We start from the raw sequence: 26,656 nt of genomic DNA, 5'->3' as shown, positions 1-26,656 counted from the left end.
CACATGCGCTTTGAAACCAATGATCCATCAAGTTCGTATAACCAAGTAGAGGTGAGAACATGGAACATATCGTTGTCGTATTGGGAACGTTAATCGGCTTAGGAGCTGTCGGTACATTATTGTACGTGACACGCCTTGCCTATGAATCATGAGAACGGATAGTGATAGAAGCGCTCACGTTGGAGTAACTCCATGACGTGGGCGTTTTCTGCGTTGTCGATGGCGCGTAACAGGCCTTCCGTCTGTGAACGGTGGGCGAGCAACGCTTCACGCTTCGCCGCGCTCTCTTGACCGACTTCGATGACGACGTGCGGGTTTCCGAGTTCGGCGTCGGTGCGATGGTCGAACGCGACTCCTAAAAATTCAGGACGCTTCGAGGCATCGATGTCTTGCAACGCTCGGACGACCGCACGTGCCGTCGCCTCGTGATCGGGGTGGACGGCGTAACCCGGATAGAAGGAGATGACGCGTGTCGGCTGTACTTCCTCGATTAAGGCGCTGAAACGTGCCGCGAGTTCCGCTTCGTCTTCGAATTCGACGGTCTTGTCGCGAAGTCCCCACATGCGGAGGTCGTCGATGCCCATGACGGCACACGCTTCCTCGAGCTCATGTTTACGAATTTTCGGCAACTCTTCACGCGTCGTGAAAATCGGCGAGCCCATATTGCGGCCCATCTCACCGAGCGTCAGACAGACGTACGTGACCGGGAATCCGTGTTTATGGTGTTGGATAATCGTCCCGGCCGAGCTGAACGCTTCATCATCGGGATGCGGAAAAATAACGAGTAATGGTCCATTCATTGGCTTTCCACCTCCGAGGCTCCTTGTGGGAGCGGTTTGATGTCTAAGTGTAAGGCGCAGGCGAGGCGTCCGAGGCGGTCATGGCCGGCGAGCAGGAGCTGGTCTCCGTGCTGTTCGTAGTCGGTCAAACCTTCGACGTAAAGCCAACCATGATCGAGCTTCAAGCCGACCCGGTATGGTCCATCGCCCTTGATTTGGCCGATGCTATATTCGATGACGACGTTGCGGATAAACATACCGGCGTTATGAAAATCAGGGTCGTTATGCGTCGCATACGCCCCGTTCGTCGTCTCGACATGGACATAGAGCGGCATGGATACATGCGCGTCCAAATAAGTCTGGATGGTTGTAGGTTGAATTGATTTCACGCGGTTCCCTCCAATGGAAACGATGACCCGAGACATGCGTCCCGGGCCACCCGTTATGATTGTGTTGCTAGTTTTTTGCGGTAACCGGTATGGTTCGTTGGCCCAACATATTGGTTGAGGCGGAACGAGTGACGGACCGCTTCCGTGATGAACTCTTTTCCGATTTCGATGGCTTCATCGACCGAGTGACCGTTCGCGAGTGAAGCCGCGATCGCTGACGAGAACGTGCAGCCGCCGCCGTGTGTGAAGGCAGGGTCGATTTTTTCGCTCTCGAGGAGGCGATACTCGTTGCCGTCGTAAAGCACGTCAAATGCTGTGTCGAAGCCGAGCTTGCCACCGACTTTGACGATGACGATTTCAGCGCCGAGTTCATGGATCAAGCGAGCAGCCTCTTTGATTTCTTCCATCGTTGAAGGTGTCTTATCGAGGCCAGCGAGCATACGCGCCTCGAACAAGTTTGGTGTGATGATTTTAGCGACCGGTACGAGGTGCTTGCGCATCGCGACCGCGACGTCCGGGTTGAGAATCTCGTCGGCACCTTTACATGCCATGACTGGGTCGACGACCGCGTTTTGGATGCCGTACTCTTTAATTTTACGGGCAGCGAGTTCGATAATCTCTGGAGTCGGGAGCATCCCTGTCTTGACGGCATCGACACCAATCCCAGCGAGGACCGTATCAATCTGTTTCTCAATCAACGTCGTGTCGATTGGGAACACTTCGTGATGCCACGCATTATGCGGATCTTGAGCCACGATGACCGTGAGGGCGGTCATGCCGTAAACACCTAGCTCTTCCATCGTTTTCAAGTCAGCTTGGATGCCTGCACCGCCACTCGTGTCCGAGCCAGCGATTGTTAAAGCTTTTTTCATCGTCATAGTCGTTCAATCCCCTTTGTCTGTTTGGATAGTTTCACTATAACGACTTTTTGGCGTTACGACAAATCCCGAGGTCGCATCCAGACCGGAATAAGTTTTGAAAATTGATGGCAGGATTTCAATCGTATTTGGGGAATAGTAATGAATAGGGTGTAGACCACTTTCAATTTGGCTAGGAGGAAAACCGCATGTTAGTGCATAGCTTATGCATTCCGAAGAAAGATGTCGTCACAATCAGTGAAAAGGCGACATTGCGCGAAGCGCTCGACACGCTCGAAAAGACAGGCTACCGTTGTGTCCCTGTGCTCGATGAGACGGGAACGTTTTTCCGCGGTAATATTTATAAAATGCATATTTATCGCCACGGGATGAGTGGGGCGAGCCTAGACGATAACGTTATGGAACTCATCAAGAACACGCAAAAGTACGTTCACGAGTCAGACGGCTTTTTCAAAGTCTTCTTCTCAATCAAAGAACTTCCGTATATCGCGGTCTTGAAAGACGAGAGCAACGAATTTTACGGGATTTTGCCACACGGGAAGATGCTCGGCATGCTCGAAGAGGCATGGAGCCGTGACACGGGGAGCTATGTCGTCACGATTGCACTCAGTGAGCAGGCAGGGGCGCTCGAGAAAATCACGAAAGTCATCAGCAAATATTCATCAATCGCCAGCCTCATGACGCTTGACGCCAAGAGCAAGGTGTTGCGTCGCGTGTTAATCACGTTGCCGCCGGACTGTGACGAGAAGACAAAAGACAAGATTGTCGCCAAACTCGAACAAAAAGGGTTCCGCGTCGTCGAAGTCGAGAATTTAAATAACTGACGAAAGGCCTTCCTCGATGCGAGGAAGGCCTTATTCAATCCAATCGTTTTTCCATCCGGATATCCGGCCAAAATTGACCGTCCCAGTACGTGAACGCTTCGATACGGGCAATTTCGTGATAACCGAGCTTTTGATAGAGGCGATGCGCCGCTTCATTGAATCCGAACACACCGAGCTCGATGCGTGGCACACCTTGGGCACGAAGTCGATCTGCCAGTAACGTGAGGGCTGCGGTGCCGACGCCTTTCCCGCGACCTGTCTGTTCACCGATGACCAGACCAAGCCAAGCGCTGCCGCGTTCTTTGTCATACAAGTGCGGGGCGTCATAGATGAAGTTCACCTCGCCGATGAGCCGATCATCGTCGTAAATCAAGAAAATATCGTGCGTGTCCAGACGTTCCGTCAAGTCTGCGACCGTCATTTGGTGTTCCGCGACGAGTTCGGCTTCGGATCGGGCCGGACGAATCAAATGGACGATGGCGGGATCGTTATTCCAACGATTGAACGTCGCGACGATGGCGTCGGACGCTTCTCGCAATGGGACGAGCGAGATGGGCATCGAGTTCCCCTCCTTTCAGGCATTCTTCTTTGCCCTCGAACTGAAAAGTCCCCTTTTTACTGAATCGGCTTCAAGACGTTGAGGTGGCTCGGAAGCACTTCGAACGTGAGCGGGAGTTTACCGCCCGTATCTCCGTCGGCATTGATCGGAAGTGATTCTGGCGAGTCGACATGGACCCGTTTCGTCGTGAACGACGTGACGCTGTCCGTCTCTTTCAACTTGCCGGTGAAGAGGGCCGGTGCGAGTTGGATGGCGTCTTTAAAGCCGAGGTTCTCAAACAGATAGACGTGAAGTAACCCGTCGTTCAGTTCGGCGTCCGGTTCAAAGTTTTCAAACCCGCCGACCGAGTTCGTGAGGGCGATGACGACCAAATAGGCGTCTCCATCGAACGTGTGCTCTTCGGCTTGGACCGACAAGGCGTATGGACTATGCTCACGGAACGCTTTGATTCCTTCAATCAAGTAGGCGAACGGGCCCCATTTTGTTTTCTCCTCGACACTGACCTCGTCGACAGCCTCGGCGATGAGGCCGATCGCGATGACGTTCATGAAGTAGCCATTCTCGTATTTGCCGATATCCATCGGTGTCGGTTGCGCCGTCTTGAGTGCCTCGATGGCATTTGCGGGGTCGCTCGGGACGCCGAGCGCGCGTGCGAGATCGTTGACGGTACCGAGCGGGATGATGCCGAAATCAGGACGATGATCCGCTTCGGCGAGCCCCGTTACGGCCTCGTTCAGCGTCCCGTCGCCACCCATCGCGATGACAGCTTTATATTGTTTCGATGCCGCTTCTTTCGCAAAATGTGTGGCATCGTCTGCTTTCTCCGTGAACCGGACATCGACGTTGCCGTAACGCTCTCGCAAGACTTCCTCCGCGGCCGCGGCGTGTTCTTTCCCTAACTCTTTCCCGGACGACGGGTTGACGATTAACATGACTGTATCCATCAAAGCACATTCCCCTTTTCACATTCAGATATTGTCATCTATTCCCGTCCTGTGGCGAGACTAGTCATAAAAAAAACAACACAGACGTGTTGTTTAATAATGGCGGAATGCCGACATATCGAGGTGGCTTGCATCTGATTCGTCGACGGCGAGTTCAATCTTCAAATGTTCATGGAACGGCGAGTCGAATGCACCCATGCAGGCGACCGGCTCATGGTCCGGGACGGGGGACTTACGTTTCGTTTTGACGAACAAATAGTCCTCACGCGACAACGTCAATAAAAAGCGTTCGACCGCATGGGGTTCGCGCGTGACGTTCGGCCATGGCAAGTGGTTGAATAGTAAAAAGACCGCGCCTTCTTTTTCGAGCGCATAGTCTGGGGCGATCCCTTCCCGGTTCAACAACTCGATGACCGTACTCAAATAGGCTTGTTTAATCGTCAATGATATCTCGTAATACTCACGCATACCGTCCACCCTTTCTAAAAATCGCAATAATTCCATTCTATACGTTTCAGACAGGGGCGACAACGAAGAAGTTTCTTGACGAAGCGTTTTTCCCACCGTATACTGCTCATGTCCTGCTATACTAAAGGTAAATGATGAACGAATTGAGGTGAAACCGACATGATTGAATCACTCGAATTGAAGGCATGGATCGTCTTGGCACGAGCGATGGACGCGATCAGTGACCGTGTGAAGGACGATTTACGACGCCACCAATTGAATTCAACAGAGTTCGGTGTTTTATCGGTCTTGTATAAACGAGGGGATACCCCGCTCCAGCAAATCGGGGACCAAATTTTGATTACGAGCGGCAGTGTCACATACGTGATCGATAAACTTGAAAAACGTGGCTTGATTGAGCGTGTGGCTTGCCCGTCTGACCGGCGCGTCACATACGCCTCGTTGACAGAGGAAGGCAAGCACTTGATGGATGTCGTCTATCCAGAGCATATCGAGATTTTTAAAGACATCTACGGTCCACTTAGCGACCAAGAGACGGAACAGTTAATCGATTTATTGAAACGAGTCGGTTATAACGCGGCAGGCAAATGACGCCTGCCTGTTTTTTTATCATTTATCTTGAAGTTAAACTAATTGACTGTGAGATATACAGATGATATAGTTCTAACTGTTGTTACAAAAATAGAGATTACGCTTATGGAGGAAACCATTTATGAAAAAGGTATTATACGTATCGGCTAACCCGAAACCAACTGAATTGTCATACAGCAAACAAGTCGCAGAAACGTTCATGACGACACTCACGAACGAGAACCCGGCACTTGAAGTCGAAGCGATCGAACTTTACGATGTCGATGTTCAAGAAATCGACGGCGACGTCCTCAGCGCATGGGGCAAATTCGCTTCAGGCGAAGCACTCACTGATGTCGAAGCGGCTAAAGTAGCGACGATGAGCGGCATGCTCGAGAAGTTCATGGAAGCTGACATTTACGTGTTCGCGACACCAATGTGGAACTTCTTCTTCCCAGCTCGCATGAAAATGTTCCTCGACAGCGTATTGACTGCTGGTAAGACGTTCCGTTACACAGAACAAGGTCCAGTTGGCCTCCTCGAGAACAAACAAGCGATTCACATCCAAGGTACGGGTGGAATCTACACAGGTACAGACCTCAACTTCGCAGACGCATACCTTCGTCAAGCACTCGCATTCGTAGGCGTGACAGAAGTGACGACACTTCCGGTTGAAGGCATGAACCAATACCCAGACAAAATCGAAGAAATCGTTGCTGATGCGAAAGCGAAAGCTGAAACACTTGCGAAAGAAGTCGCAGGCGCAGTCACTGTATAATCTTCAAGGGCGAGTCCAAGCGGGCTCGCCTTTTTGTGTGCCATTGATTCGGGTATGATAAGACGGAAAGGGGAGAGTGACATGGGAGAACAGTTATCAGATCGCCTGCTCGGGGATTGGAGCGACATCATTGCATCCGAGATGACCGAGCCTTATTTTACTGACTTGAAAGCGTTCGTCGATGAGGCGTATGCGACATCGACCGTATATCCGGCCCGAGACGACATTTGGAATGCGTTCGTCTACACGAAGTTTAAGGACGTCAAATGCGTCATTCTCGGACAAGATCCCTACCATGGACCAAACCAAGCGCATGGACTCAGCTTCTCGGTCCAAGACGGTGTCCGCTTCCCGCCGTCATTGCGGAATATCTTTCAAGAACTGCATGACGATATCGGCTGTCCGGTACCGACCAGCGGGAATTTAGAGAAGTGGGCACGGCAAGGCGTGTTGCTGCTCAACACCGCGCTCACGGTCGAAGCAGGCAAAGCCGGTTCACATCGGGGACAGGGATGGGAGCAGTTCACCGACTCTATCATCGAAAGACTCGGAGAGCGGGAAGAGCCGATCGTCTTCATCCTATGGGGCAACGATGCGAAGAAGAAACAGAAATGGATCGGTCCGCAACACGTCGTCTTGACGTCGGTCCACCCGAGCCCACTCTCGTCCCATCGCGGTTTCTTCGGGTCGAAGCCGTTCTCACAAGTGAACGTCAAGCTGAAGGCGTGGGGCCAACCTGAAATTGATTGGTGTTTATGACAGTTCGCATATGCGGACTGTTTTTTGTTGACGTCGCAAAAACGGTCTGTTATTATTACTAGCAACAAGATGCTTTACCACTTAAAAGCGTATGTGCATAGAAGCATAACTGTATAACAGTATAAAAGCGATGATCGAACCGAAGTAGAGACATCTTCCCTGGCCCAGAGAGCGTGTGGTGCTGTGAACACGCCCATAGGATGAATCGAATTACAGTTCGCGAGCTCTCACGTGTTGAGCGGTCCCCCGTTATCGGAGTAGAGTGACTAGACGTCCGTCTAGTAATCAGGGTGGTACCGCGGCATCGTCGTCCCTATCGAGTGAATCGATAGGGATTTTTTTACGTTCAGTCAACTAAAGGAGGAAACATCATGCTCACACAAATCATTCCACGCCATTTGGCCCCTCATATTTCGCCACAGTTCTACGACGAGTACACGCCGACCGATCATGCTGTCTGGCGCTTCGTCTTACGACTGAACTTGCACACGCTTGAAGGGAAGGCCCACCCGTTCTACATCGAAGGGTTGAAAAAGACGGGGATGGGACCGGAGCGTCTCCCGAACGTCGAACAGATGACCGAAGAGATGCGGTCGGCCGGTTGGTCGACGGTCGCAGTCGATGGTCTCATTCCAGGCGTCGCTTTCTTTGATTTCCAAGGCAACGGGATGTTGCCGGTCGCGACCGATATCCGAAAAGTCGAGAATATTTTGTACAGTCCGGCACCGGATATCATCCACGAGGCGGCCGGCCATGCACCAATGTTGATGGATCCTGAATTTTCACAGATTGTGAAGCGGTTCGGTCAGCTCGGGGCGAGGGCATTCATGAATCGAGAAGAACATGCCTCGTTCGCAGCACTTAAACGATTGACCGTCGTGAAGGAGAATGCGAACTCGACGGACGAGGAGATTGCAGCCGCGGAAGCGGCAGTTCATGCGGCCAAAGCCCAAGTGACCGGCTTCTCTGAAGCACAACAAGTCGCCCGCATCTTTTGGTGGACGGTCGAGTTTGGCCTCATCGGTGATGTAGACAATCCGCTCATCTACGGGGCAGGCCTGTTATCTTCGGTCGGAGAGAGCCGTCACTGTTTGACAGACGCCGTCACGAAGCATCCATTCAATTTGGAGCACGCCCTTGAGACGAAACAAGACGTGACGAATATGCAACGCGAGTTATTCGTCATTCCAGACTTTGAAGCGTTGAAGGACGCGCTAGACGAACTCGAGTCACGGATGGCGGTCAACCAAGGTGGGATCGCTTCGCTCGAGAAGGCGCTCGCGTCGGGCAGTCAATCGACCATCCGACTAGAAGACGGGACGGATCGCGTCGGTGTGATTCGTCACGTGACACGCTCTGGGGCACGTGCCCTCATCCAATGGGACGACTGTGTGAACGTCAATCACGGTCAATTGACGAACTTGCATAATCATGGCCTGCTCGTGCTCGATGGACCGCTTCAAGACGTGTTGGCGACAGCGGACATTCGGTTAGACGGTCAAGTCGTCAGCGAGACGACAGAGGCGTTGCATCTCGAAGACGTCGTTGTCACCATCGAAGGACGACAGATTAAACTGGAGACACTCGAAGTGAGACAAGATACGCTGCCGTCGATTTTCCCGGGTACCGAGATTGAAGAACTCGTCATCTTGGAGAAGCCGGTCCAGATCGAACGTGACGCCCGAGTATGGACGAACGATGACCCGATGTTCAATCAGGTCCGCAATATGCGGGAGCAAGGCGAGTCGATTGATGAGCTCGTGCCGACGATTCTTACCGATCATCCCGATGCTTGGTTGCTCCACATCGAATGTTTGGAGCTCGTCGAGTCTGATGCGCTTCGACAGGCGTTGACGGAACGGTTGCACGCGTTACGTGAGACGTCACCGTCGCGGCATGAGTTGATTGGCCGCGCGCTCGCATTGCTCAACTGACAAAAATAATCCCCGCCCAATGATGGGCGGGGATTATTTGTTAACGCGTCGTTTCACGCAAGAACGTGATTAAACGGCGATACGTTGCACTGGCTGCCGGCTTATCCATCTCAAAATGGTAGTCGTGGCCGAGTGTGTGCTCGTTCCGGTCATAAAAGACGCTCGTGACGTCCGCACGACCTGAGAGGATCGTCGCAAATTCTTTCGCTTGCGTTTCGAACGAACCGGTGTTGCCATCGGTGATAAACGTCGGAACGAACGTGGCCGGGATATTCACGAGCGGCGACGCTTCCGCGACGACCGGCAAGTCTTCCCAATTGTACGTTCCGAAGTAAGCCCAACCGATCCGTTTGAACAAGAAACGGTTGACCGCCTTCGATGACTCGATGATGCTTCGTTTCAAGTCATAAGGACCTGACATGAGAATCGTGCCGAGAATCGACGTTTTCGGAACGACTTGATTCACTTCAGCCGATGGTGCGTAGTCGTCGTTCAATTGAATACCGACGAACTGAGCGACGAGTTGGGCACCGTTCGAATCGCCCGCAAAAAAGACGCGGTCGAGGTCGAGACGGAAGCGGTCATTGTTTTCCGCGATATACGTGTAGGCTTCTTCAAGCTGCTGGAGCGGGACGGGATACGTGACATCAGGGGCAAGCGCGTAGTTGACGCTAACGACGTTATAGCCGTTGCTCGCGATTGACGTCGCATATTTGAAGACGTCGGCCTTGTCGCCACCGACGAACGAACCGCCGTGCACCCAAAAGATGGTCGGAACAATTTGTTTCTCGCCTTCATAGCGAATCAAGTCGAACGTCCCGTTCTCATAGGCTGAATGATAGTCGATATCTTTCCGGACCGATGTTTTTTGAACGACTTCATCAAACCCTTTGATGGCCACTTCGTTCCCGCCGGCAAATGAGGTCTTAACGAGACGTGAGGTCGGTTTCGGGGACAAAAATACATAGGCGGCACCGGCGACAGCCGTACCGACCAGTCCAAGTCCTGCTCGTTTCAATCCTTTATTCATCGTAATTCCTCCTTGGTTCAATCCAGTTTGTTCACTTACCGATCGACGAGGACCGTTCCCATGAACGTCTCAATGACGTGGGCAATCCCGTCTTCGTTGTTTGATTTCGTGATGAAGTCGGCTTTGCCTTTGACTGTCGTGTTGGCATTGCCCATGGCGACACCGAGGCCGGCCCATTCAATCATCGTAAGGTCGTTGTTCCCGTCACCACAAGCGATGACGTGGGCCTGTTCGATTCCGACGTGTTCGGCGAGGAAAGCAAGGCTCGTCCCTTTCGTCACACCCGCTTCCGTGAACTCAAGGAAAAACGGCTTCGAACGTGCGACCGCAAGTTTTCCTTCGAGTTCGACTTGCAGTTTCGTTTCGATTGGAGCGAGCGTGTCGCCGTCACCGAGCATGAGACATTTGACGACAGGCGTCGTGACCGCTTCTTTGAAGTCGGCGACATGGATGACCGGCATCCCCGTCAATTCACCTTCGATATCAGTATACGGGTTCGGTTGATCGGTTACGATTTCGTTACCGATGTACGTATGAATCGCGATTTCTTCCCGGACACTGATATCATGGAGATGGGCGACCGTCTCCGGAAGCAACGTACTCGAGAAGATTTCTTCATTCGTCTCACAATTGATGATTGAGGCACCGTTGAATGAGAGAATATAGCTACCATATTTGGCAAGTTCGAGTTCACGGGCGGCATCCCACATCGCGTATGTCGGGCGACCGCTCGCGAGCACGACTTTATGTCCGCGTTCTTGTACATCTAGCAAGGCTGCTTTCGTCTTGGCGGAAATTGTATGGTCGCTCGTGAGGAGCGTATCGTCCATATCTAAAACAATCATCTTGTAACTCATAATGGTAAGGAGTCCTCCTTCAGAATCTAATGACTCCATCCTAATACGATTTGAGGTCAATTGACAACCTTGTCGCAAAAACGTAACTATAATGTAGAGTAGTGAACTTCAGAAGAGGTGGATATATGAATCGAATATTAGTAGCCGAAGATGAGCATGCGATTCGCAGCTTTATCATCGTTAATTTAAAACGAGCCGGATTTGACGTCTTTGAGGCGACGAACGGACGCGAGGCGGTCACAGCGTTCGACCGTGAGCCGTTCGATGTCGTCTTGCTCGACGTGATGATGCCTGAGATGGATGGATTCGAGGCATGCGCCGCCATCCGCGACTTAGATGAGAACGTCGGCATCATCATGCTGACGGCACGCACGCTTGAAGAAGATAAGATTGAAGGGCTCGGCAGAGGGGCGGACGATTATATCGCCAAGCCGTTTAGCCCAGGTGAGCTTGTGGCACGGATTCAAGCACTCCTGCGCCGTGTCGAGAAAGTGAAGCGTAAAGAAAAGAAACGGTTGAAGTCCGGACCGTTCGCCATCGATTTGGCGGCGAAGCAAGTGACGAAGTATGGGCAGGCGATTGATTTGACCCCGACCGAATACGATTTGATTTGTCACCTCGTCCAAAACGAGGAAGTCGTCTTATCGCGTGACGCGCTGTTAGATGCCGTCTGGGGCATCAATTACTTCGGGGACAGAAAGACGGTCGACGTCAACATCCGTCGTCTACGTCAAAAGATTGAAGACGACCCGAGTCACCCGGCTTATATCGAGACGCTATGGGGGCATGGGTACAAGTGGCGGAGACATGACGGATGAAGCAACAGCTCGTCATTCGGATTATGCTCGTCATGACGCTCGTGCTCGTCTTGCTCGTGAGCGTCCTGTCGTACGGAACGTACCGCTATTACTATGAATATGAATCAGAGACACTACTCAGCCATGCGACGAAGAGCGCCTATCTGTATCCACAGGCGCAAGTCGGATTCGAGACACCGAGCGCGTTCTCGGTGCTCGTTCGGACGTTCGGCTATCCCGGTACCGATTTGACGATTGTCGACCGGACCGGTCAAATCATCAAAACGACGGGACAGCGGGCGCAACAGGCGGCCTTTTCGACCGAACAGTTGCAAGATCTCGCTCGAGGCGAGTCCGTCGTCCAAGACTACGATGCCGATGGGAATCACTATTTGTCGGTGACGAGTCCAATCATCACGGAAGAGACGAGTGAATTCGCCATCAGCTTCACGCGGCCGCTCGCCGACCTTGACACGTTGATTCGCGAGATTTGGATGGCTGTCGTCATGATTGGCGTCTTGATTTGGTTGGTCGCGCTCTATGCTGTCATTCGGATTGCAGACCGATTCGTGCGACCGATTCGAGACATCATTGAGACGGCCGATGAAATGGCGCAAGGTGATTTCGATGTTGAAGTCTATTCCAATGAAAAACATGAGCTCGGGGCACTGGCCCGGACGCTCACATATTTAGGTGCGAAAGTCCAGCAGCACCAATCGACGCGAAATGAATTTCTATCCAACGTGTCGCACGAGTTGCGGACGCCGCTCACTTCGATTAAAGGGTGGACGGAGACGATTCGAGGCGGGGACGAGAAAGTGTCGGACGAGACCGAGCTCGGTTTGAGCATCATCCATTCGGAGACGGAGCGGATGATCGGGCTCGTCGAGCAGCTGCTCGATTACACGAAGATTGAAGAGAGCCGGCTCGTCTTGTATCGGCAAGAACTTGATCTCGTGTCGTTGTTACGGAAAGTGACGATTCAATTGAAACAGTCACTCGAAGACAAACAGATTACGCTCATTGAGCGATATCCGCAAAAGTCGATCGGACTGTTCGATGAGAACCGGCTGAAGCAAGTATTTTTAAACTTGCTCGAGAACGCCATCCGCTTCTCGCCAGAAGGTGGGACGTTGACGGTAAGGTTCGTGCAATCGGAGCGAGTCGCGTTCATCTCAATTATTGACGAGGGACCTGGTATTTCACGGGAACACTTGCAGCGCATCACTGAAATGTTCTATCAGGCGCAAGTGACGAAAGGGAGCAGCGGGCTCGGCCTGGCGATTGCTAAGGAGTTAATCGAGGCCCACGAAGGAAAGCTCGTCATCGAAAGTGAGATCGGTCATGGGACGACGGTGACCGTTCTCTTGCCGCTCGACCCGAGCGAACTGCATTAAAAGGGTTAAACCTTCCGAATTCAGGATACATGTAATTGTATGTAGAATGAGGGAGGTTTTTTTCATGGCAACGAAATCATTGAAGCCATTGTCAGGTAGTCCGAACGCCGTCTCGACCGAAACGACAATCGAAGCGCTACGCATGGAGCCGCTCCCGTACGGGCGAGACCGCGCCGAGAGCATCGAGACAATCAAGATGGTGATGGGGCAACTGCCTCGGACCGAGCTCGTCAAGGAGACGGAGGACACGCTCCATTATGTCGTCACGACGAAACTGATGCGCTTTAAAGATGACGTCGAATTTCGATTCGACGATGAGACAAGACAAATTGAATTCCGCTCGGCATCACGACTCGGTCACTCTGACTTTGGAGTGAACCGGAAACGGATGCAAGACGTGAGTGAACGCTATCGGAGGTTGATGAGATGAAGGATTATCAATTGATTGTGATTGGTGGGGGTGCGGCCGGGATGACGGTCGCGGCCGGTGCCGCAAATTTAGGGGCGAAAGTCGCTTTGGTCGAGAAGAAAAAACACCTGGGTGGAGACTGTCTTCACGTTGGGTGTGTCCCGTCGAAAGCGCTGATCGCCGCCTCGAAAGAAGCGAGCAGCATGATGCAAGCTGCCCGAGTACTCGGAGCCGAGTTTGACGGCCGCGACCATTACCAGACGACGAAAGCACGCGTCGACCGTGCCCGTGCCATCATTCAAGACCATGACGGGACGGAACGTTTCGAAAAACTTGGGGTCGACGTGTATATCGGCGAGGCCTCGTTCCAAAGCCCATACGAACTCAAAGTCGGTGACGATTTACTGATTGGGAAGAAATTCGTCATCGCGACCGGCTCGCAACCGACGATACCGCCGATTGACGGCTTGGACGACGTGCCATACTTAACGAATGAGCAAGTGTTTGAAGAAGAGACGTTGCCGGAGAGCATCATCGTCATCGGGGCCGGGACGATCGGTCTCGAACTCGCCCAGTCGTTCGCTCGTCTTGGTAGTCAAGTGACCGTGCTCGAGGCTCAGGACACGTTCTTACCGCGAGAGGACGAATCGGTCAGTAAGTTGCTCCGTTCGCAGCTCGAGATGGCGATGCGCCTTAAAATCGGCATCAACATCAATCAAGTCTCGGAAGTCGAGGGACGCGTTCACGTCACCGGCGAAATCGATGGCGAAACGGTCACGTACGAGGCGGACAAGCTGCTCGTGGCGACAGGACGGAAACCGAGAATCGATGAGCTTCGACTCGACCGGGCTCACGTCCACGTCAAAGACGGATTCGTCGACGTCACGTCGACGTACCGCACGTCACAACCTCATATCTTTGCGATTGGCGATACGATTAAGACGTTACCGTTCACGCACGCAGCTGGCGAGGAAGGAAAAGCGGTCGTGGCCAACGCCTTGTTCGGACTTTGGAACAAGGTCGACTACACGAAGATGCCGTGGATCACGTTCACGGAACCGGAAGTGTTCCACGTCGGCATGACCGAAGCTGAGGCACGGGAGCGTCATGGTGACGATGTCGAGGTGTTTGAAGCGAAACTGTCCGAGGTCGACCGTTTCGTCGCCGACCGACAAGAGACAGGTTTCGTCAAAATTATCACGCGCAAGAACGGCAAAATCATCGGCGGTCACGCCATCGGTATGACGGCCGGGGATTGGATGCAAATCGTCGTCTATGCGATGCAACGAGGCGATAAAATCGGCAAGCTGTCCCGCATGATTTATCCGTACCCGTCGCGAAGCGAGGCCGTGAAAAAAGTGGCCGACCTTTACTGGCGGAAACGCTTGTTCAACAGCCCGCTCACGGATTTGTCACGCAAGTACTTCGAATGGACCCGATAACGAAAAATCCCACTCTCAACAGAGTGGGATTTTTTATGGCAAGACGATTGTTTCGAGCATCTTCGGTGAGCCTTCTGATAAATCGACGAGTGGTTTAATCAACACTTCGACGCGGCGGTTTTTCGAGCGCCCTGCTTCGGTGTCGTTCGTCGCAATCGGTTTGTATTCTCCGTAACTGGCAAGCGTGAATTGTCCGGGATTCAAAGCATCGTTCGTCAACAGACCGCGCATGAAAGCCGTGGCCCGGGCCGAACTGAGTTCCCAGTTCGACGGGAACCGGGCCGTGTTGATCGGGATGTTATCGGTGTGACCCGATACGACAATCTCACGGTTACCGGCTTTTTCCAGGATACCGCTAATCGAGCCGGCCACCGTTCTAGCCTCGGCGTCAAGCGTCGCTTCCCCCATACTGAACAAGGCTCGGTCTTGAATCGTCAAAACGAGACCGCTCGAGTTGATGGTCGCTTCAATCTCTTGTTCGAGCCCGTTCTTTTTGATGTATTGATTGACCTCTTCTTTTAACTCATCCAGTTTGGCGAGCTCATATGTCCGAGGATTCGCCGTCGTATCTGTCTTGTTCGTACGGCTGATGTCACTGTTCGAGGCGGTCGAAGCTTGGAACACGCTCGTCCCGCCAGAGAACACTTGGTTAAAGGATTGAGACATTTTCTCGAGCTTCGTCTGGTCGATGTTACTCGAGGCGAACAAGACGATGAAGAGGGCGAGTAAGAGCGTCAATAAATCGGCGTACGGGATTAACCAACCTTCCGGGATATGTTCCTCATGATCATGCTTCTTTTTGCGCTTCATAGTCGGCTCGCTCCTTTGGAGACAAATACACAGACAATTTATCTTCTAACGTCTTCGGAGACTCCCCACTTTGAATCGAGAGAATCCCTTCAATCATCATCTCTTTGATGATGACCTCGCTCTTCGAATACTGCTTTAATTTATTGGCGAACGGGAACCAGAGGACGTATCCTGTGAAAATCCCGAACAACGTCGCGACGAACGCGGCTGAAATCGCGTGACCGAGCTTTTCGATATCAGACAAATCTTTTAGGGCCGCAATCAAACCGATAACGGCTCCAAGAACGCCGAGTGTCGGCGCGTACGTGCCGGCTTGTGTAAAGATGTCCGAGTTTGCTTTATGGCGTTGCTCCATGTTCTCGATATCGCGCGACATGACCTCGGCGATATATTCGGATGGTTGGCCGTCGATGACCATCATCATCCCTTGTTTCAAGAACGGCTCTTCAACTTGTTCGAGCGCTGTCTCAAGCGACAGGAGTCCTTCTTTACGCGCTTGCGTCGACAAGTCGACGAACTGTGTCAACAGCCCGGATTTACTTGGTAACTCCTGCTTTTTGAAGAGAATTCCGAACAACTTCGGTACGTTTTGCAGCTGTTCTTTGGAAACGGCGATACTGACCGCGGCCGCTGTCCCGACAAAAATAATGACGAGTGCTGCCGGGTTGATGAGCGGGGCAATCCCGGCTCCTTTCAATACCATCCCTCCGACGAGGGTGAGGAACCCAAGTATGAGTCCTACTAACGTGACGACATCCATGTCTATGTTTTCCACCTTTCTAAAAAAAATCAGGAGACAAAAAAAGCGAGAGACTTAACTCGTCTCCCGCAAATGCGTTCCCGATGGTTAAGCGCCGTTTTCGTCAATCAGCATTTGGATGCTGATATTTCGTTCTTCACGCTCTATATCGGTTAACACGTCGTATTTTTTTAATAATGCGTACAATTGATTCACAACTTCTTGATCAAGTGACCAATGTAGCAGTTCTTCGAGCTGGAAATAAAGATGGGCGGGCATGCATTGTGACTGACGCTCCAACCTTCGCGAGACATCCGTTAGCGAATGATCTACCGTACTAGGGTCCACGGTTTCATTCAACCTCCTCAACATTCATAAAGTCTATCTCTCATATTACCAAAAAATCTGGCAAACAGTTAGCGATACATTTTTCTAGTTGGCAATTTTATAAGTGAGGAGTAATATGAGCCTTAGAAAACTTGATTTGAAGGAGATAGCGAGATGCGACATCGATTGACCGTACGGGAATTGCGCATAAAACGAATTGAGGCGCTTTACCGGCTCGTGTTTGAAAAGCCGGCCCGTTTTATCGCGACAGGCTTTTTGCTCGCCATTTTTTTAGGGGCGACGTTACTCTATATGCCGTTCGCACAGACACAGCCCGTGTCCTGGATTGATTGTCTGTTTATCGCGACGTCGGCCGGAACGGTGACCGGATTATCGACAATTGATATTGGGACTTCCTTTAATACGTTCGGTGAGCTCGTCATCGTCGCCTTGATTCAAATCGGCGGTTTAGGTTTTATGACGGTCGCGCTCATGCTGCTTAGTGTGCTCGGAAAGAAAATCGGTTTAAAGCAGCGCATCTTGCTCCAAGAATCACTCAACTTGTCGGGACCCGGCGGCACGGTCCGTCTCGTCCGCAACATCGTCTTCACGACGCTCATCGTCCAGTTTCTCGGCATGTTGTTTTTGACGGTCGAACTGTACAGCACCGGTGAGTATCGCTTTGGTGAGGCGCTGTATTATGGCTTTTTCCACGCGGTCTCAGCGTTTAACAACGCCGGGTTCGCCCTATGGCCGGACAATTTGATGCAGTTCGAGCAGAATACGGCCATTGTGATCACGATTGCTGTGCTGCTCATGATTGGGGGTCTCGGCTTCACGACCATCGCGGATGCGACCGAGGTGAAACGTTGGAAGCGCCTCGCCCTCCATTCGAAAATCATGATTGCCTCGCTTGCCATCGTCAACGGGATTGCCTGGTTCTCGCTCATGTTGTTTGAGTGGGTATCGAATGAGGGCGGACTGTATGGCCGTCCGTTCGGAGAAGCGATGCACGTCACCTTCTTCCAGGCTGTGACGACACGGACCGCAGGCTTCAATACAATCGACCTCACGACGATGGCGCCGATCTCAATCGGGGTCGTCTTGATTCTCATGTATATCGGTGCTGGAGCCGCTTCCACTGGGTCTGGGATTAAAGTGACGACCGTAGCCGTCATCTTGGCCGATATGTGGGCGTTCATCGTCGGGAAAAAAGAGACGGTCATCCTCGAGCGGACGATTGACGCGTTCCAAATTAAAAAAGCGTACATCGTGGCTATTACGAGTTTCTTCTTCATCTTATTGATTACCGCACTGACTATCTTGACGAACGGTCATATTCCGGCGACAGCACTCTTGTTCGAGACAGTCTCGGCCTTCGGGACGGTCGGGTTATCACTCGGGATCACGGCGGAACTGAACGATGCAGGTAAGAGTTTTATCATGTTCATGATGTTACTCGGTCGTGTCGGTTCGTTGACGATCCTCTTCACGGTCGCACGCCAGATGGACCGGAAGATTCGCTATCCAAAAGAGAAGTTGCTAATCGGATGACACACAAAAAGCCCTAATTAGGGCTTTTTGTGTGTCTCGTAATAGGCAACGACTTTTGGCAGATAGTCCTTTAAATCCGGACAGACGATATCAGTGCCGCTGAGTGCGCGGAGCGTCTGTGTCGAATCGAAATGGACTTGATGCTTAAAGTAGGCGAGTAGCTCACGCGGAACGCCGTAACGTTCCGACAGATGTAGCGCCGAGAATCCGGTCTCCGCGACCGCATGCGGGATGGTCCCGCGTGGAGGGCGACCGAACATCTCTTCGTGAATCATACGGTACACTTCGCGGGCCCCGTGTGGAAACGGGTCGGTCAAATGAAACGTCCGCTTCAAACCGACCGGAGCGTGAGCGAGATAAGCGGTTGCCTCGACGACGTAATCATAAGGAACGAGGTTTACTTCGATATTCTGTCGTCCAATGTAAGGCAGCGGGGCAGCTTGACGAAGTTGGTCCATTAACTTTAAGACGAAATAGACCCCGTCAAACTTCTTCGTCTCGCCGGTCTCGCTATGGCCAATGACGATGCCCGGACGGATGATGGTCACCGGCATCGAGCCGAGCTCGCGCGAGACGATGGCCTCGGCCTCATACTTCGTCGCCTCGTAATGGTTTTTAAAACGAACGCGGTGCCATAACTCGTTCTCATAAACGGTCCCTTGACGGCGTCCAGACACATAGGCGGTGCTGAAGTAGACGTACCGCTTTAAATAGGGTGCCCGTTTCGCCAATGAGGTGATGTGTTTCGTCCCGAGCAAGTTGATGCGATATCCGACATCATAAGGGATGTTCAAATCGTAAGCGGCTGCCAAATGGAACACGTAATTCACTTCACGCTCGATGACGGAGCGCATGATTGGATCAAGCACGACTTCAGGTAGCGTGATATCGGCCTCGACGAGCACGAGCTGATCATCTCGTAACGACGTCGCTTCCAACAGCTCCTGTTTTAAAGCATGTGCGCCGGAACGTTCGGTCGGGAGGTGGAGTGCGTAAATCGTCCCAATCTGATTCGGCAATGACGCGAGGTGCGTGATCATCTTTCCGGCTAAAAACCCGGGGAAACCGGTGAAAGCGTAATGGTTCATAGTGTCTCCTCCGCTAAGTCCAACGTGAACGTGAATGTCGAGCCAACGCCAACGCTCGATTCGACCTCGATACTTCCGCCGTGCGATTCGATGATTTCCTTACAGATGGATAGCCCGAGACCCGTCCCGCCGATTTGGCGTGTATCCGAGTTGTCGACTCGATAAAACTTCTTGAACAGTTCTTCGAACGCATGCTCCGGAATCCCGATACCAAAGTCTTGAATCGAGACGTGGGCTTGATTTCGTTCTTTGCGCACCCGTACCTCGATTTCGTGATGGTTCGGCGAATACTTGATGGCGTTCGATAACAAGTTGATGATGACCTGCTCGATGCGGTCCTGATCGGCGATGAGGTGGAGCACTTCATCGGCATCATCGAAATGGATGGAGTGGTTGCTCGTCTCGCGGAAGCGTTCGACGACGTCACGGACGAGTTCGTTCAAGACGAAATGGTCTTTCTTATACTCTTGATTGCCGTCTTCCATGCGTTGAATGTCGAGAAAATCGTTCAACAGGTCGGTCAAACGCTTCGCTTCTTTCGCCATCGTCTTTAAGTAACGCTCGCGCTTCTCGGGATTCAAGTCGCGGGTAAGCATCAGCTCGATATATCCCGACAGTGACGAGAGCGGGGTGCGAAGTTCGTGTGAGACGGTGCTGACCAGTTCGTTTTTGATTTGGTCCATCCGCTCTTCCTCGGTTCGGTTGCGGAACACGAATAAGAAGCCGCTGTCCATTCCGATTTGGCGTTTTGTATCCATACCGGTTCCGTACATCTCGTAATACTGTTCATCCCGGTCGTTCGGTTGCGGGATGGAGAAACGCATCGACACTTCGCGGGCAGAGCCGTCGAGTAATAAGTCGATTTTTTTCAACATCTCGGTGCGGTCGCGCGTGCGGAACGTCGACAGGAGCGGGATCCGCTCTTGCATCTTGTTCGGGGCGATTCCTGGCAAATCGAGCAGGCGACGGGCGTGCACGTTCATGAACAGGACGCTGCCGTTCGATTCGGTCAAAACGAACGCTTCATTGGAGGCCTGTAAAATCGATTGGATGATATCTCGTTGCCGGGCGATGGCATTCTTCTCCCGCTCGAGCATCCGCTCGACTTTCTTCCGATCGCTAATGTCGCGCATGACGGCGACCCGGAGCGTCTGGCCTTGGAACGTTACTTCTTTTGGATACACTTCCATCTCGAGGAACGTCCCGTCCTCACGACGGCCGATGACCTCGTAAGGTGTCTGGATGTGGTTCCGGATCCGGCGCAACACGTCGGCCCGATAGCCTTCGGCGATAAATTCAATCGTTTGGCGACCGACCATCTGTTCGGCCGGGATTCGGAAAATCGATTCGGCCGCCTTGTTCGCATCTAAGATGGTCCCGCCCTCGTGAAACAGGACGGCTTCGATGACCGATTCGGCGAACATGCGATACCGTTGTTCTTTATGCAGCAACTCGCCTTTCAAGGCGATTTCAGGACTGACATCGAAGACGAAAAAGAAAAAGCCGATGACGCGAGCTTGTTCGTAGACCGGATGCATGAACAGTTTTCCAACGAAATGAGTCCGGTCTTTTCGTTGAAACTTCCATTCACGGTCGCCACGGTCTAGTGCCACACGCAGCATCTGTTCGAATGACAACAACCGCTCTGTCTCGTCTTGATAATGGGTCCGTTTCTCGCTCAGCTCGCGCGACTCGAATAGACCGAACGGGGTCATTTCGTAGAGTACTTCATGCGGCTCGTAACCGAACAGCTCGGTCGCTCCTTTATTGAAGCGATTGATTAACAGATTGGCATCGGTCATAACCATCGCCATGTCGAGTTCGGTGTGCATCATCGCTTCGAACGCGTTATGTTGGACGGTCACCCGCGTATCGAGCGGGAGAGGTTCAATCGATAAGATATAGACGTCACCGTTCGGGATGGCGTGGATGCGGATTGTCGGCATCTCGTACGTCCAAGGCAAGCCTTGCTCCATTCGTCTCGATAGCTCCATCGTAATCGGTGATTGGTTGACCATATGAAAGATGTTTGTTCTCGTTTGTAAGTCTTCAGGGAATTGCTCTAAAAACGGCCGGTTCGCTTGGACGATTGTCCCGTCCGTCATGATTAACGCTACACCGTAAGGCAAGGCGTGCAGCAATTCGTTTTGGAGATGTCCTCGGTTCTCCATTAACGATGATCCCTCCTTCTGTATGTCACACGGGTACATCTTCAATACATTCGACAGCTCCCCCTTTGTTTTCCTGCCTCCAAACGGTAAAGTGAAGACAAGAACAGATAGAGAGGACGATAGATGTGAAGGGAATGGGGCTCAGCTTGTTGATCGCCATCGGATTATGGTGGGGAGATGCGCCGATATGGAGTATCGTCGCGTGTTTAGGAATCGGCCTGCTCTGGCTCATCTGGCGCATGCGTCTGTCGACGATTCACCGCATCGATCGGATGGACGGTCGTGAATTTGAATTGTTTTTAGAAGAAGTGTTCACCGCACTCGGTTACACGGTGACGGTGACGCCGGCGTCGCGTGACTTCGGGGCGGACCTGCTCCTTGAAGCGGAGGACGGATGGTCAATCGCGGTCCAAGCGAAGCGCTATGAAAAAGCGGTCGGGCTTGAGGCAGTCCAACAAGTCGCAGCCTCCGTTCCATACTATGGGGTGAACGAAGGTTGGGTCGTGACGAACTCCTCTTATACCGATAGTGCATACGAATTGGCGGAGCCAAATCAAGTTCGTCTGATTGCAAGAACGGAGCTCGAAGAGATGTTGAAACAGGCCGGTTTCAAGCGATAATATCAGGCGTGTTCACAATTTTGACAGAATAGCGGATTGTGTCGAAGAAAAAGGGGTTGTCTTTTTCACGAATAGGTGCAATAATCATCTTCGTCATATGAAATATGTAGTCGCTGAAACGAGAAAAAGCGACGCGCAGTACCAATTTGGGGGTTTCATAGAAATACCAACCAAACACACACAAATCAACGGTTGGAACGTATTAGGAGGAAAAGCGGTGCGCAAATTAATTTATGTAAAAGGTTGCGTCTTTACGCAAGGCGAAGCGACCATTTATGACGAGACAAATGATGCGATCGGATCTGTTCACCGCGACGCGGAGGGCAGTGTTCAAGTGCACAACTTGTCAGGCCGTCAAATCGCTCACGGGAAGTATATCCCGAACTGTCAGAAGTGGGTCGTCATGAACCACGATGGACAAGCGATTGGTCAGTTGAAGGACAAATTCTCGTTATTCGGGAAAAAGTGTGAGTACAACGTCTACGAACGCGGTCTCTATACGATTCAATACGATGTCGAGCGTTACAAGTTCAGCGTTCGAGACAAAGCAGGTAAGCTTGTGGCGGAACTCCGCAAACAAGACGATGATTGCTTCTGCCTGACGAAAGAGGCCGACCAACTCTCGATGTTCGAGTTGTTGTCTGTCCTTAAAACGTTGACAGTCAAATCACGGATGCCAATCGCGGTATCGGTGTAACCAATATGACGAACACCAGTCACTGCGACTGGTGTTTTTTTCTGAAAAAAAAAGCCTCATTCGACGAAGGTCAAATGAAGCGGTTCAAATAATGTTTCGCCTCGATCTCGAGTGTCGTCACGCGATGGGCGTATAGACAGAGTTTGAGGACGTGCAAGATGTTCGGGTGGGTGACCCCCATCTTTTCAATCGATCGCTTCGCACGCGTGTCGAGGAGCTCGATCGGGCTCGTCGACTTGGCGTACTCGGCGTAGAGGCGATAAAAATCGATGGGCGAGATGAGGTCGTCCTCGTCGCGGTCAGGATTGTTGAAGATGAGTGCGAGGAGAGAACTCGTCTCTTCAAGTGAGAACAAGTGCTTCAAATCATCCAGCAAATAAATGATGGCCGCTTGTTGGAGCGAGTATTTCTTTCCGACCCGGGGAACCCCGATGATTTTACGGACTTCTCGCTTCGTCCAGTTTTGAATCGTGGTAGCGGACAAATGCTCTCCGGTCAACGTGTTCGCCAAAGCGACGATTTGATTGATTGACAGCCCGTTCTTTTCAATATGAAACAAGTGGATTTTGCGAAGTTCTTTCGGGAAATGCTCGCGTACGTCCTCAGGGAAGAGTGAGATGGCCCGGTCAACGTCGCCAACCCGCATATAGTGAAGGCAATCAGCCAAAGTTTGAATCGAAATTGCGTCGCGCATTCAGGCCTCCTTTCTATAGCCGCCTTCGTTCGTTGGCTATACAGTCATTTGACCTCATTCTACCAAATGTTTGAAAAGGAAGCTAGGCTATCGCTTGATTAAGGTATAATGAAAACGTACAAAAAATGTAGATAAAGGTGGTTCAAAGATGAATGAATGGGTCAGTTCCATCCTGTCCATCGTCATTGTCCTGGTGTTTCTCGTCGGTCTTGAACAGATTGGCAAACGCCTCGGCTGGACGGATGAGACAATTCGTAAAAGTGTACATATCGCGGTCGGCCATTGGTCACTGCTTGCAGTTTGGTTAATGGAAACTTGGTACGTCGCCGCCGTGCCGCTCGTCTTTTTCACGTTCGCGAACGCGTTCCTTCTTTATAAGAGTCCGTCACCGGTTCATCAGACGGAACGTAAATCGCTCGGCACCGTCTATTATCCGATCGCCTTGCTCGTCATCCTGTTCTTCTTCTTTGAATCAGAGCCGCTCGCCTTTTTGGCAGGATCGCTCGTCTTGGCGTGGGGCGATGGCCTGGCCGCGCTCATCGGTCGGAAGTACGGGACAGTGACCTATGATTTATACGGACAGAAGCGCTCGTTCCAAGGTAGCATGGCCATGTTCCTCAGCTCGTATGCCGTCCTCTTCTTATTATTTTTGTGGGATGATATTCCACTTTGGCAAGTGGTAACATATGGATTCATTATTTCAATCATTGCCACACTCACAGAAGCAATTTCATATCGAGATTGGGATAACTTTACAATTCCTATCGTCGTTGCCGTTGCTACATCATTATTGTTATAAACCAATTCCTTCATTGTAAAGAAAACGTTGCTTGTCACCCCTGTCAAAGATTTGTATACTGTGTTTCGTACTGAAATCATTCAGTGACGTGCCTGCCTCTCTCTTGACGAACCGAGGCATGCTTTAAAATTGAACGTAAAGGATTGAGGCAACGCATGAGCTTTTTAAATCAACTACTCACTATCATTCCGGCCGATCGCGTGAAGCAAGATGAGCCGCTGTCGGCACACACGTATACAAAATTAGGTGGGCAGGCCGATTATTTCGTGGCCCCGCACACGTATGAAGAAGTTCAAGCCGTGCTTGAGCTCGCCCATCGCGAGAGCGTCCCATTCATGATTCTCGGGTTCGGGTCGAACTTGATTGTCCGTGACGGAGGCCTTCGTGGCATCGTCTTAAACTTGAACGAACTGAAAACGATTCGTCGAGACGGGAATCAACTGATCGCCCAAGCCGGTGCGGCCATCATCGACGTCTCACGTCAAGCGTTGACCGAAGAGTTATCTGGCTTAGAATTTGCCTGTGGCATCCCGGGAACGGTCGGTGGCGCGGTGTATATGAACGCAGGCGCCTACGGTGGAGAAACGAAAGACGTTATCACGAGTGCGGTCGTATTGTCGCCTGAAGGGCAGCTCATGACACTTACGAAAGACGAACTCGATCTCGACTACCGGACGAGCCGGATTTCGAAAGACGGGTTGATTGTGCTCGAAGCGACGTTTGAACTCGAACCGCTCGGCTATGAAGCGATCAAAGACGTCATGGACGACTTGACGTACAAGCGCGAGTCGAAGCAACCGCTCGAGTATCCATCATGCGGTAGCGTCTTCAAACGACCACCGGGCTACTTCGCCGGCAAATTGATTCAAGACTGTGGCCTGCAAGGGAAGCGGATCGGTGGAGCGGAAGTCTCACTCAAACATGCCGGATTCATCGTCAATATCGATGAAGCGACAGCGACTGAGTACATCTCGCTCATCCGTCACGTCCAGGCGACGGTGAAGGAGAAGTTCGAGATTGAGCTTGAACCAGAAGTGAAAATCATCGGTGAGGACATCGCCGTCGAGAACGCATAAGCACGCAAACGCTCGAACCGATCGGTTCGAGCGTTTTTTTATAGAGTGCCGACATCAAAAAATCCGCCAGCATCGTTGCTGGCGGATTTACGTTTACGCTTGTAGTTGCTTCGTGATGGCTTCGGCTGGAGCGACGAACGTGTAGCCGAGGTCGCGGGCGACGGCTTCATACGTGACCGTCCCGTCGATGACGTTCAATCCTTTTAGCAAGGCTGCGTTCTCGCGGAGTGCCGGGAAAATCCCTTTTTGTGCGCACTCGACGATATACGGCATCGTTGCGTTCGTCAAACCGAGTGTCGACGTGCGTGGGACGGCACCTGGCATGTTGGCGACGGCATAGTGTTGAACCCCGTAACGCTCGTACGTCGGCGCGTCATGCGTCGTGATATGGTCGATGGTTTCGCAGATTCCGCCTTGGTCGATGGCGACATCGACGATGACCGAACCTGGTGACATCTGTTGGACCATTTCTTTCGTGACGAGCTTCGGTGCTTTCGCGCCTGGAATGAGGACGGCACCGATGACAAGGTCACTTTCAGCGACTTGTTTGGCGATGTTGTAGCTGTTTGAGATGAGTGTGTTGATTGTGTTGCCGAACTGATCATCGATTTGGCGCAGACGAGCCGGGCTGATGTCCATAATCGTGACGTTGGCACCAAGACCAATCGCGATGCGGGCGGCATTCATCCCGACGACACCGCCCCCGATGACGGTGACGTTCGCACGTGGTACGCCTGGCAGGCCAGACAAGAGAATCCCTTTTCCACCGTGCGGTTTTTCAAGGATTTGGGCGCCGATTTGAGCAGCCATCCGTCCGGCCACTTCGCTCATCGGTGTGAGGAGCGGCAATGTGCGGTCGATCTCGACCGTCTCATAGGCGATGGCCGTCACACCAGAATCGACGAGTGCTTTCGTGAGTTCTGGTTCGGCCGCCAAATGCAAGTAAGTGAAAAGGGTCAAGTCAGGACGGAAATAACGATATTCCGATGGTTGCGGTTCCTTTACTTTCAACGCCAATTCCACGTTTCCCCAAACGTCCGCAGCGGTGTCGACGATTGTTGCCCCCGCATCGACATACTCCATATTTGTGAAGCCGCTACCGACGCCCGCTTCCGTCTCGACGAGGACCTCGTGTCCAAGTTCAGTTAATACAGCTGCACCCATCGGCGTCAAGGCGACGCGGTTTTCGTTGTTTTTAATCTCTTTCAATACCCCGATTTTCATGTAAAGTTCCCCTTTCTCTACTGACACAATTTGTTCACACCTC

General features: G+C 52.0%; 29 protein-coding genes and 1 other annotated feature. Of the genes, 14 read left to right on the top strand and 15 right to left on the bottom strand.

The window, feature by feature from the left end; translation table 11 throughout:
• Positions 1–146: 146 nt before the first annotated feature.
• The 3 genes from bshB2 to pdxK are packed head-to-tail and all read right to left on the bottom strand — an operon-like array spanning position 147 to position 2,046.
• The gene (gene bshB2, locus KNP68_RS08635; RefSeq protein ID WP_029596268.1) at positions 147–800 is read right to left on the bottom strand and encodes a bacillithiol biosynthesis deacetylase BshB2; all 654 of its coding nucleotides are present in this window, start codon (positions 798–800) and stop codon (positions 147–149) included.
• Positions 797–1,168: a YojF family protein gene (locus tag KNP68_RS08630; protein ID WP_029596267.1), complete on the bottom strand. Its 372-nt coding sequence runs from the start codon at positions 1,166–1,168 to the stop codon at positions 797–799. The genes bshB2 and KNP68_RS08630 overlap by 4 nt, the downstream gene beginning before the upstream one ends.
• A gap of 53 nt (positions 1,169–1,221) precedes the next feature.
• Positions 1,222–2,046, bottom strand: coding sequence for a pyridoxine/pyridoxal/pyridoxamine kinase (gene pdxK / locus KNP68_RS08625; RefSeq protein WP_021068111.1), 825 nt, complete (start codon positions 2,044–2,046; stop codon positions 1,222–1,224).
• Positions 2,047–2,234: 188 nt separating this feature from the next.
• Here pdxK and cbpA point away from each other — a divergent pair, with 188 nt between their 5' ends.
• On the top strand, positions 2,235–2,870 hold the full coding sequence (cbpA, locus tag KNP68_RS08620) for a cyclic di-AMP binding protein CbpA (protein WP_021068112.1): 636 nt from the start codon (positions 2,235–2,237) through the stop codon (positions 2,868–2,870).
• Between the two features lie 34 nt (positions 2,871–2,904).
• Here cbpA and KNP68_RS08615 read toward each other — a convergent pair whose 3' ends face one another.
• The 3 genes from KNP68_RS08615 to KNP68_RS08605 form a co-directional block, all read right to left on the bottom strand.
• Complete coding sequence (locus tag KNP68_RS08615; protein ID WP_214756388.1) at positions 2,905–3,429, bottom strand: GNAT family N-acetyltransferase; 525 nt, start codon at positions 3,427–3,429, stop codon at positions 2,905–2,907.
• Between the two features lie 56 nt (positions 3,430–3,485).
• Positions 3,486–4,373, bottom strand: coding sequence for a diacylglycerol/lipid kinase family protein (locus tag KNP68_RS08610; protein ID WP_214756387.1), 888 nt, complete (start codon positions 4,371–4,373; stop codon positions 3,486–3,488).
• Positions 4,374–4,466: 93 nt separating this feature from the next.
• The gene (locus KNP68_RS08605; protein ID WP_021068115.1) at positions 4,467–4,841 is read right to left on the bottom strand and encodes a hypothetical protein; all 375 of its coding nucleotides are present in this window, start codon (positions 4,839–4,841) and stop codon (positions 4,467–4,469) included.
• Between the two features lie 159 nt (positions 4,842–5,000).
• On the opposite strand from KNP68_RS08605, the gene KNP68_RS08600 reads away from it, so the two are divergent.
• The 4 genes from KNP68_RS08600 to KNP68_RS08585 all read left to right on the top strand — a co-directional run bounded on the left by KNP68_RS08600 (position 5,001) and on the right by KNP68_RS08585 (position 8,882).
• The gene (locus KNP68_RS08600) at positions 5,001–5,432 is read left to right on the top strand and encodes a MarR family winged helix-turn-helix transcriptional regulator (RefSeq protein WP_214756386.1); all 432 of its coding nucleotides are present in this window, start codon (positions 5,001–5,003) and stop codon (positions 5,430–5,432) included.
• Positions 5,433–5,553: 121 nt separating this feature from the next.
• On the top strand, positions 5,554–6,189 hold the full coding sequence (locus KNP68_RS08595; protein ID WP_214756385.1) for an FMN-dependent NADH-azoreductase: 636 nt from the start codon (positions 5,554–5,556) through the stop codon (positions 6,187–6,189).
• Positions 6,190–6,270: 81 nt separating this feature from the next.
• Entirely contained in the window at positions 6,271–6,948 is a 678-nt protein-coding gene (locus KNP68_RS08590) for a uracil-DNA glycosylase (protein ID WP_214756384.1), read from the top strand.
• A 121-nt stretch (positions 6,949–7,069) separates the two neighbouring features.
• Positions 7,070–7,266 (top strand) — a binding site (T-box leader).
• A 53-nt stretch (positions 7,267–7,319) separates the two neighbouring features.
• Entirely contained in the window at positions 7,320–8,882 is a 1,563-nt protein-coding gene (locus tag KNP68_RS08585; RefSeq protein ID WP_214756383.1) for an aromatic amino acid hydroxylase, read from the top strand.
• 40 nt (positions 8,883–8,922) lie between these two features.
• On the opposite strand, the gene KNP68_RS08580 is transcribed toward KNP68_RS08585, so the two are convergent.
• Both KNP68_RS08580 and KNP68_RS08575 read right to left on the bottom strand, forming a co-directional pair.
• A complete protein-coding gene (locus tag KNP68_RS08580; RefSeq protein ID WP_021068120.1) occupies positions 8,923–9,912 on the bottom strand; it encodes an alpha/beta hydrolase in 990 nt (329 codons plus the stop codon).
• 35 nt (positions 9,913–9,947) lie between these two features.
• Positions 9,948–10,769, bottom strand: a complete 822-nt coding sequence (locus tag KNP68_RS08575) for a Cof-type HAD-IIB family hydrolase (protein ID WP_021068121.1) — start codon at positions 10,767–10,769, stop codon at positions 9,948–9,950.
• A 125-nt stretch (positions 10,770–10,894) separates the two neighbouring features.
• Here KNP68_RS08575 and KNP68_RS08570 point away from each other — a divergent pair, with 125 nt between their 5' ends.
• The 4 genes from KNP68_RS08570 (at position 10,895) to KNP68_RS08555 (ending at position 14,814) form a co-directional block, all read left to right on the top strand.
• A complete protein-coding gene (locus KNP68_RS08570; protein ID WP_021068122.1) occupies positions 10,895–11,587 on the top strand; it encodes a response regulator transcription factor in 693 nt (230 codons plus the stop codon).
• A complete protein-coding gene (locus KNP68_RS08565) occupies positions 11,584–12,963 on the top strand; it encodes a sensor histidine kinase (protein ID WP_214756382.1) in 1,380 nt (459 codons plus the stop codon). The genes KNP68_RS08570 and KNP68_RS08565 overlap by 4 nt, the downstream gene beginning before the upstream one ends.
• A 64-nt stretch (positions 12,964–13,027) precedes the next feature.
• Positions 13,028–13,393, top strand: coding sequence for a DUF1499 domain-containing protein (locus KNP68_RS08560; protein ID WP_058765475.1), 366 nt, complete (start codon positions 13,028–13,030; stop codon positions 13,391–13,393).
• A complete protein-coding gene (locus KNP68_RS08555; protein ID WP_058765477.1) occupies positions 13,390–14,814 on the top strand; it encodes a dihydrolipoyl dehydrogenase family protein in 1,425 nt (474 codons plus the stop codon). Before KNP68_RS08560 ends, KNP68_RS08555 begins: the two co-directional genes overlap by 4 nt.
• 33 nt (positions 14,815–14,847) lie before the next feature.
• On the opposite strand, the gene KNP68_RS08550 is transcribed toward KNP68_RS08555, so the two are convergent.
• The 3 genes from KNP68_RS08550 to KNP68_RS08540 form a co-directional block, all read right to left on the bottom strand.
• Positions 14,848–15,624 carry a flagellar motor protein MotB gene (locus KNP68_RS08550; protein ID WP_021068126.1) on the bottom strand — a complete coding sequence of 259 codons (777 nt, stop codon included), beginning with the start codon at positions 15,622–15,624 and terminating at the stop codon, positions 14,848–14,850.
• A complete protein-coding gene (gene motA, locus KNP68_RS08545) occupies positions 15,602–16,384 on the bottom strand; it encodes a flagellar motor stator protein MotA (RefSeq protein ID WP_021068127.1) in 783 nt (260 codons plus the stop codon). Before motA ends, KNP68_RS08550 begins: the two co-directional genes overlap by 23 nt.
• A gap of 87 nt (positions 16,385–16,471) precedes the next feature.
• On the bottom strand, positions 16,472–16,723 hold the full coding sequence (locus tag KNP68_RS08540; protein ID WP_233005246.1) for a hypothetical protein: 252 nt from the start codon (positions 16,721–16,723) through the stop codon (positions 16,472–16,474).
• Positions 16,724–16,864: 141 nt separating this feature from the next.
• On the opposite strand from KNP68_RS08540, the gene KNP68_RS08535 reads away from it, so the two are divergent.
• Positions 16,865–18,244, top strand: a complete 1,380-nt coding sequence (locus KNP68_RS08535; protein ID WP_058765479.1) for a TrkH family potassium uptake protein — start codon at positions 16,865–16,867, stop codon at positions 18,242–18,244.
• A 17-nt stretch (positions 18,245–18,261) separates the two neighbouring features.
• Here KNP68_RS08535 and KNP68_RS08530 read toward each other — a convergent pair whose 3' ends face one another.
• Positions 18,262–19,332 carry an SDR family oxidoreductase gene (locus tag KNP68_RS08530; RefSeq protein WP_131471608.1) on the bottom strand — a complete coding sequence of 357 codons (1,071 nt, stop codon included), beginning with the start codon at positions 19,330–19,332 and terminating at the stop codon, positions 18,262–18,264.
• Positions 19,329–21,503, bottom strand: a complete 2,175-nt coding sequence (locus KNP68_RS08525; RefSeq protein WP_021068131.1) for a PAS domain-containing sensor histidine kinase — start codon at positions 21,501–21,503, stop codon at positions 19,329–19,331. Before KNP68_RS08525 ends, KNP68_RS08530 begins: the two co-directional genes overlap by 4 nt.
• 134 nt (positions 21,504–21,637) lie before the next feature.
• Here KNP68_RS08525 and KNP68_RS08520 point away from each other — a divergent pair, with 134 nt between their 5' ends.
• Both KNP68_RS08520 and KNP68_RS08515 read left to right on the top strand, forming a co-directional pair.
• A complete protein-coding gene (locus KNP68_RS08520; protein ID WP_021068132.1) occupies positions 21,638–22,123 on the top strand; it encodes a restriction endonuclease in 486 nt (161 codons plus the stop codon).
• Positions 22,124–22,340: 217 nt separating this feature from the next.
• Complete coding sequence (locus KNP68_RS08515) at positions 22,341–22,820, top strand: LURP-one-related family protein (RefSeq protein WP_021068133.1); 480 nt, start codon at positions 22,341–22,343, stop codon at positions 22,818–22,820.
• 70 nt (positions 22,821–22,890) lie between these two features.
• On the opposite strand, the gene KNP68_RS08510 is transcribed toward KNP68_RS08515, so the two are convergent.
• Entirely contained in the window at positions 22,891–23,514 is a 624-nt protein-coding gene (locus KNP68_RS08510; protein WP_029596252.1) for a DUF1836 domain-containing protein, read from the bottom strand.
• A 148-nt stretch (positions 23,515–23,662) separates the two neighbouring features.
• Here KNP68_RS08510 and KNP68_RS08505 point away from each other — a divergent pair, with 148 nt between their 5' ends.
• Positions 23,663–24,313 (top strand): diacylglycerol/polyprenol kinase family protein, encoded by a 651-nt coding sequence (locus KNP68_RS08505; RefSeq protein ID WP_029596251.1) that lies wholly within the window; start codon positions 23,663–23,665, stop codon positions 24,311–24,313.
• 155 nt (positions 24,314–24,468) lie between these two features.
• Complete coding sequence (murB, locus tag KNP68_RS08500; protein WP_021068136.1) at positions 24,469–25,389, top strand: UDP-N-acetylmuramate dehydrogenase; 921 nt, start codon at positions 24,469–24,471, stop codon at positions 25,387–25,389.
• A gap of 93 nt (positions 25,390–25,482) precedes the next feature.
• Here the strand turns inward: murB and ald are convergent, their stop codons facing one another.
• Positions 25,483–26,613, bottom strand: a complete 1,131-nt coding sequence (gene ald, locus KNP68_RS08495) for an alanine dehydrogenase (protein WP_021068137.1) — start codon at positions 26,611–26,613, stop codon at positions 25,483–25,485.
• Between the last annotated feature and the right edge of the window lie 43 nt (positions 26,614–26,656).

The organism is Exiguobacterium sp. s50, assembly GCF_018618175.1.
GTDB lineage: Bacteria > Bacillota > Bacilli > Exiguobacteriales > Exiguobacteriaceae > Exiguobacterium > Exiguobacterium chiriqhucha.
This window is presented reverse-complemented; position numbering and strand designations above follow the sequence as displayed.

Coding starts and splice junctions, on each gene's coding strand:
- bshB2 (WP_029596268.1), bottom strand. CDS start 800: ATGAATGGACCATTACTCGTTATTTTTCCGCATCCCGATGATGAAGCG.
- pdxK (WP_021068111.1), bottom strand. CDS start 2,046: ATGACGATGAAAAAAGCTTTAACAATCGCTGGCTCGGACACGAGTGGC.
- cbpA (WP_021068112.1), top strand. CDS start 2,235: ATGTTAGTGCATAGCTTATGCATTCCGAAGAAAGATGTCGTCACAATC.
- KNP68_RS08615 (WP_214756388.1), bottom strand. CDS start 3,429: ATGCCCATCTCGCTCGTCCCATTGCGAGAAGCGTCCGACGCCATCGTC.
- KNP68_RS08610 (WP_214756387.1), bottom strand. CDS start 4,373: ATGGATACAGTCATGTTAATCGTCAACCCGTCGTCCGGGAAAGAGTTA.
- KNP68_RS08605 (WP_021068115.1), bottom strand. CDS start 4,841: ATGCGTGAGTATTACGAGATATCATTGACGATTAAACAAGCCTATTTG.
- KNP68_RS08600 (WP_214756386.1), top strand. CDS start 5,001: ATGATTGAATCACTCGAATTGAAGGCATGGATCGTCTTGGCACGAGCG.
- KNP68_RS08595 (WP_214756385.1), top strand. CDS start 5,554: ATGAAAAAGGTATTATACGTATCGGCTAACCCGAAACCAACTGAATTG.
- KNP68_RS08590 (WP_214756384.1), top strand. CDS start 6,271: ATGGGAGAACAGTTATCAGATCGCCTGCTCGGGGATTGGAGCGACATC.
- KNP68_RS08585 (WP_214756383.1), top strand. CDS start 7,320: ATGCTCACACAAATCATTCCACGCCATTTGGCCCCTCATATTTCGCCA.
- KNP68_RS08580 (WP_021068120.1), bottom strand. CDS start 9,912: ATGAATAAAGGATTGAAACGAGCAGGACTTGGACTGGTCGGTACGGCT.
- KNP68_RS08575 (WP_021068121.1), bottom strand. CDS start 10,769: ATGAGTTACAAGATGATTGTTTTAGATATGGACGATACGCTCCTCACG.
- KNP68_RS08570 (WP_021068122.1), top strand. CDS start 10,895: ATGAATCGAATATTAGTAGCCGAAGATGAGCATGCGATTCGCAGCTTT.
- KNP68_RS08565 (WP_214756382.1), top strand. CDS start 11,584: ATGAAGCAACAGCTCGTCATTCGGATTATGCTCGTCATGACGCTCGTG.
- KNP68_RS08560 (WP_058765475.1), top strand. CDS start 13,028: ATGGCAACGAAATCATTGAAGCCATTGTCAGGTAGTCCGAACGCCGTC.
- KNP68_RS08555 (WP_058765477.1), top strand. CDS start 13,390: ATGAAGGATTATCAATTGATTGTGATTGGTGGGGGTGCGGCCGGGATG.
- KNP68_RS08550 (WP_021068126.1), bottom strand. CDS start 15,624: ATGAAGCGCAAAAAGAAGCATGATCATGAGGAACATATCCCGGAAGGT.
- motA (WP_021068127.1), bottom strand. CDS start 16,384: ATGGATGTCGTCACGTTAGTAGGACTCATACTTGGGTTCCTCACCCTC.
- KNP68_RS08535 (WP_058765479.1), top strand. CDS start 16,865: ATGCGACATCGATTGACCGTACGGGAATTGCGCATAAAACGAATTGAG.
- KNP68_RS08530 (WP_131471608.1), bottom strand. CDS start 19,332: ATGAACCATTACGCTTTCACCGGTTTCCCCGGGTTTTTAGCCGGAAAG.
- KNP68_RS08525 (WP_021068131.1), bottom strand. CDS start 21,503: ATGGAGAACCGAGGACATCTCCAAAACGAATTGCTGCACGCCTTGCCT.
- KNP68_RS08520 (WP_021068132.1), top strand. CDS start 21,638: ATGGGGCTCAGCTTGTTGATCGCCATCGGATTATGGTGGGGAGATGCG.
- KNP68_RS08510 (WP_029596252.1), bottom strand. CDS start 23,514: ATGCGCGACGCAATTTCGATTCAAACTTTGGCTGATTGCCTTCACTAT.
- KNP68_RS08505 (WP_029596251.1), top strand. CDS start 23,663: ATGAATGAATGGGTCAGTTCCATCCTGTCCATCGTCATTGTCCTGGTG.
- murB (WP_021068136.1), top strand. CDS start 24,469: ATGAGCTTTTTAAATCAACTACTCACTATCATTCCGGCCGATCGCGTG.
- ald (WP_021068137.1), bottom strand. CDS start 26,613: ATGAAAATCGGGGTATTGAAAGAGATTAAAAACAACGAAAACCGCGTC.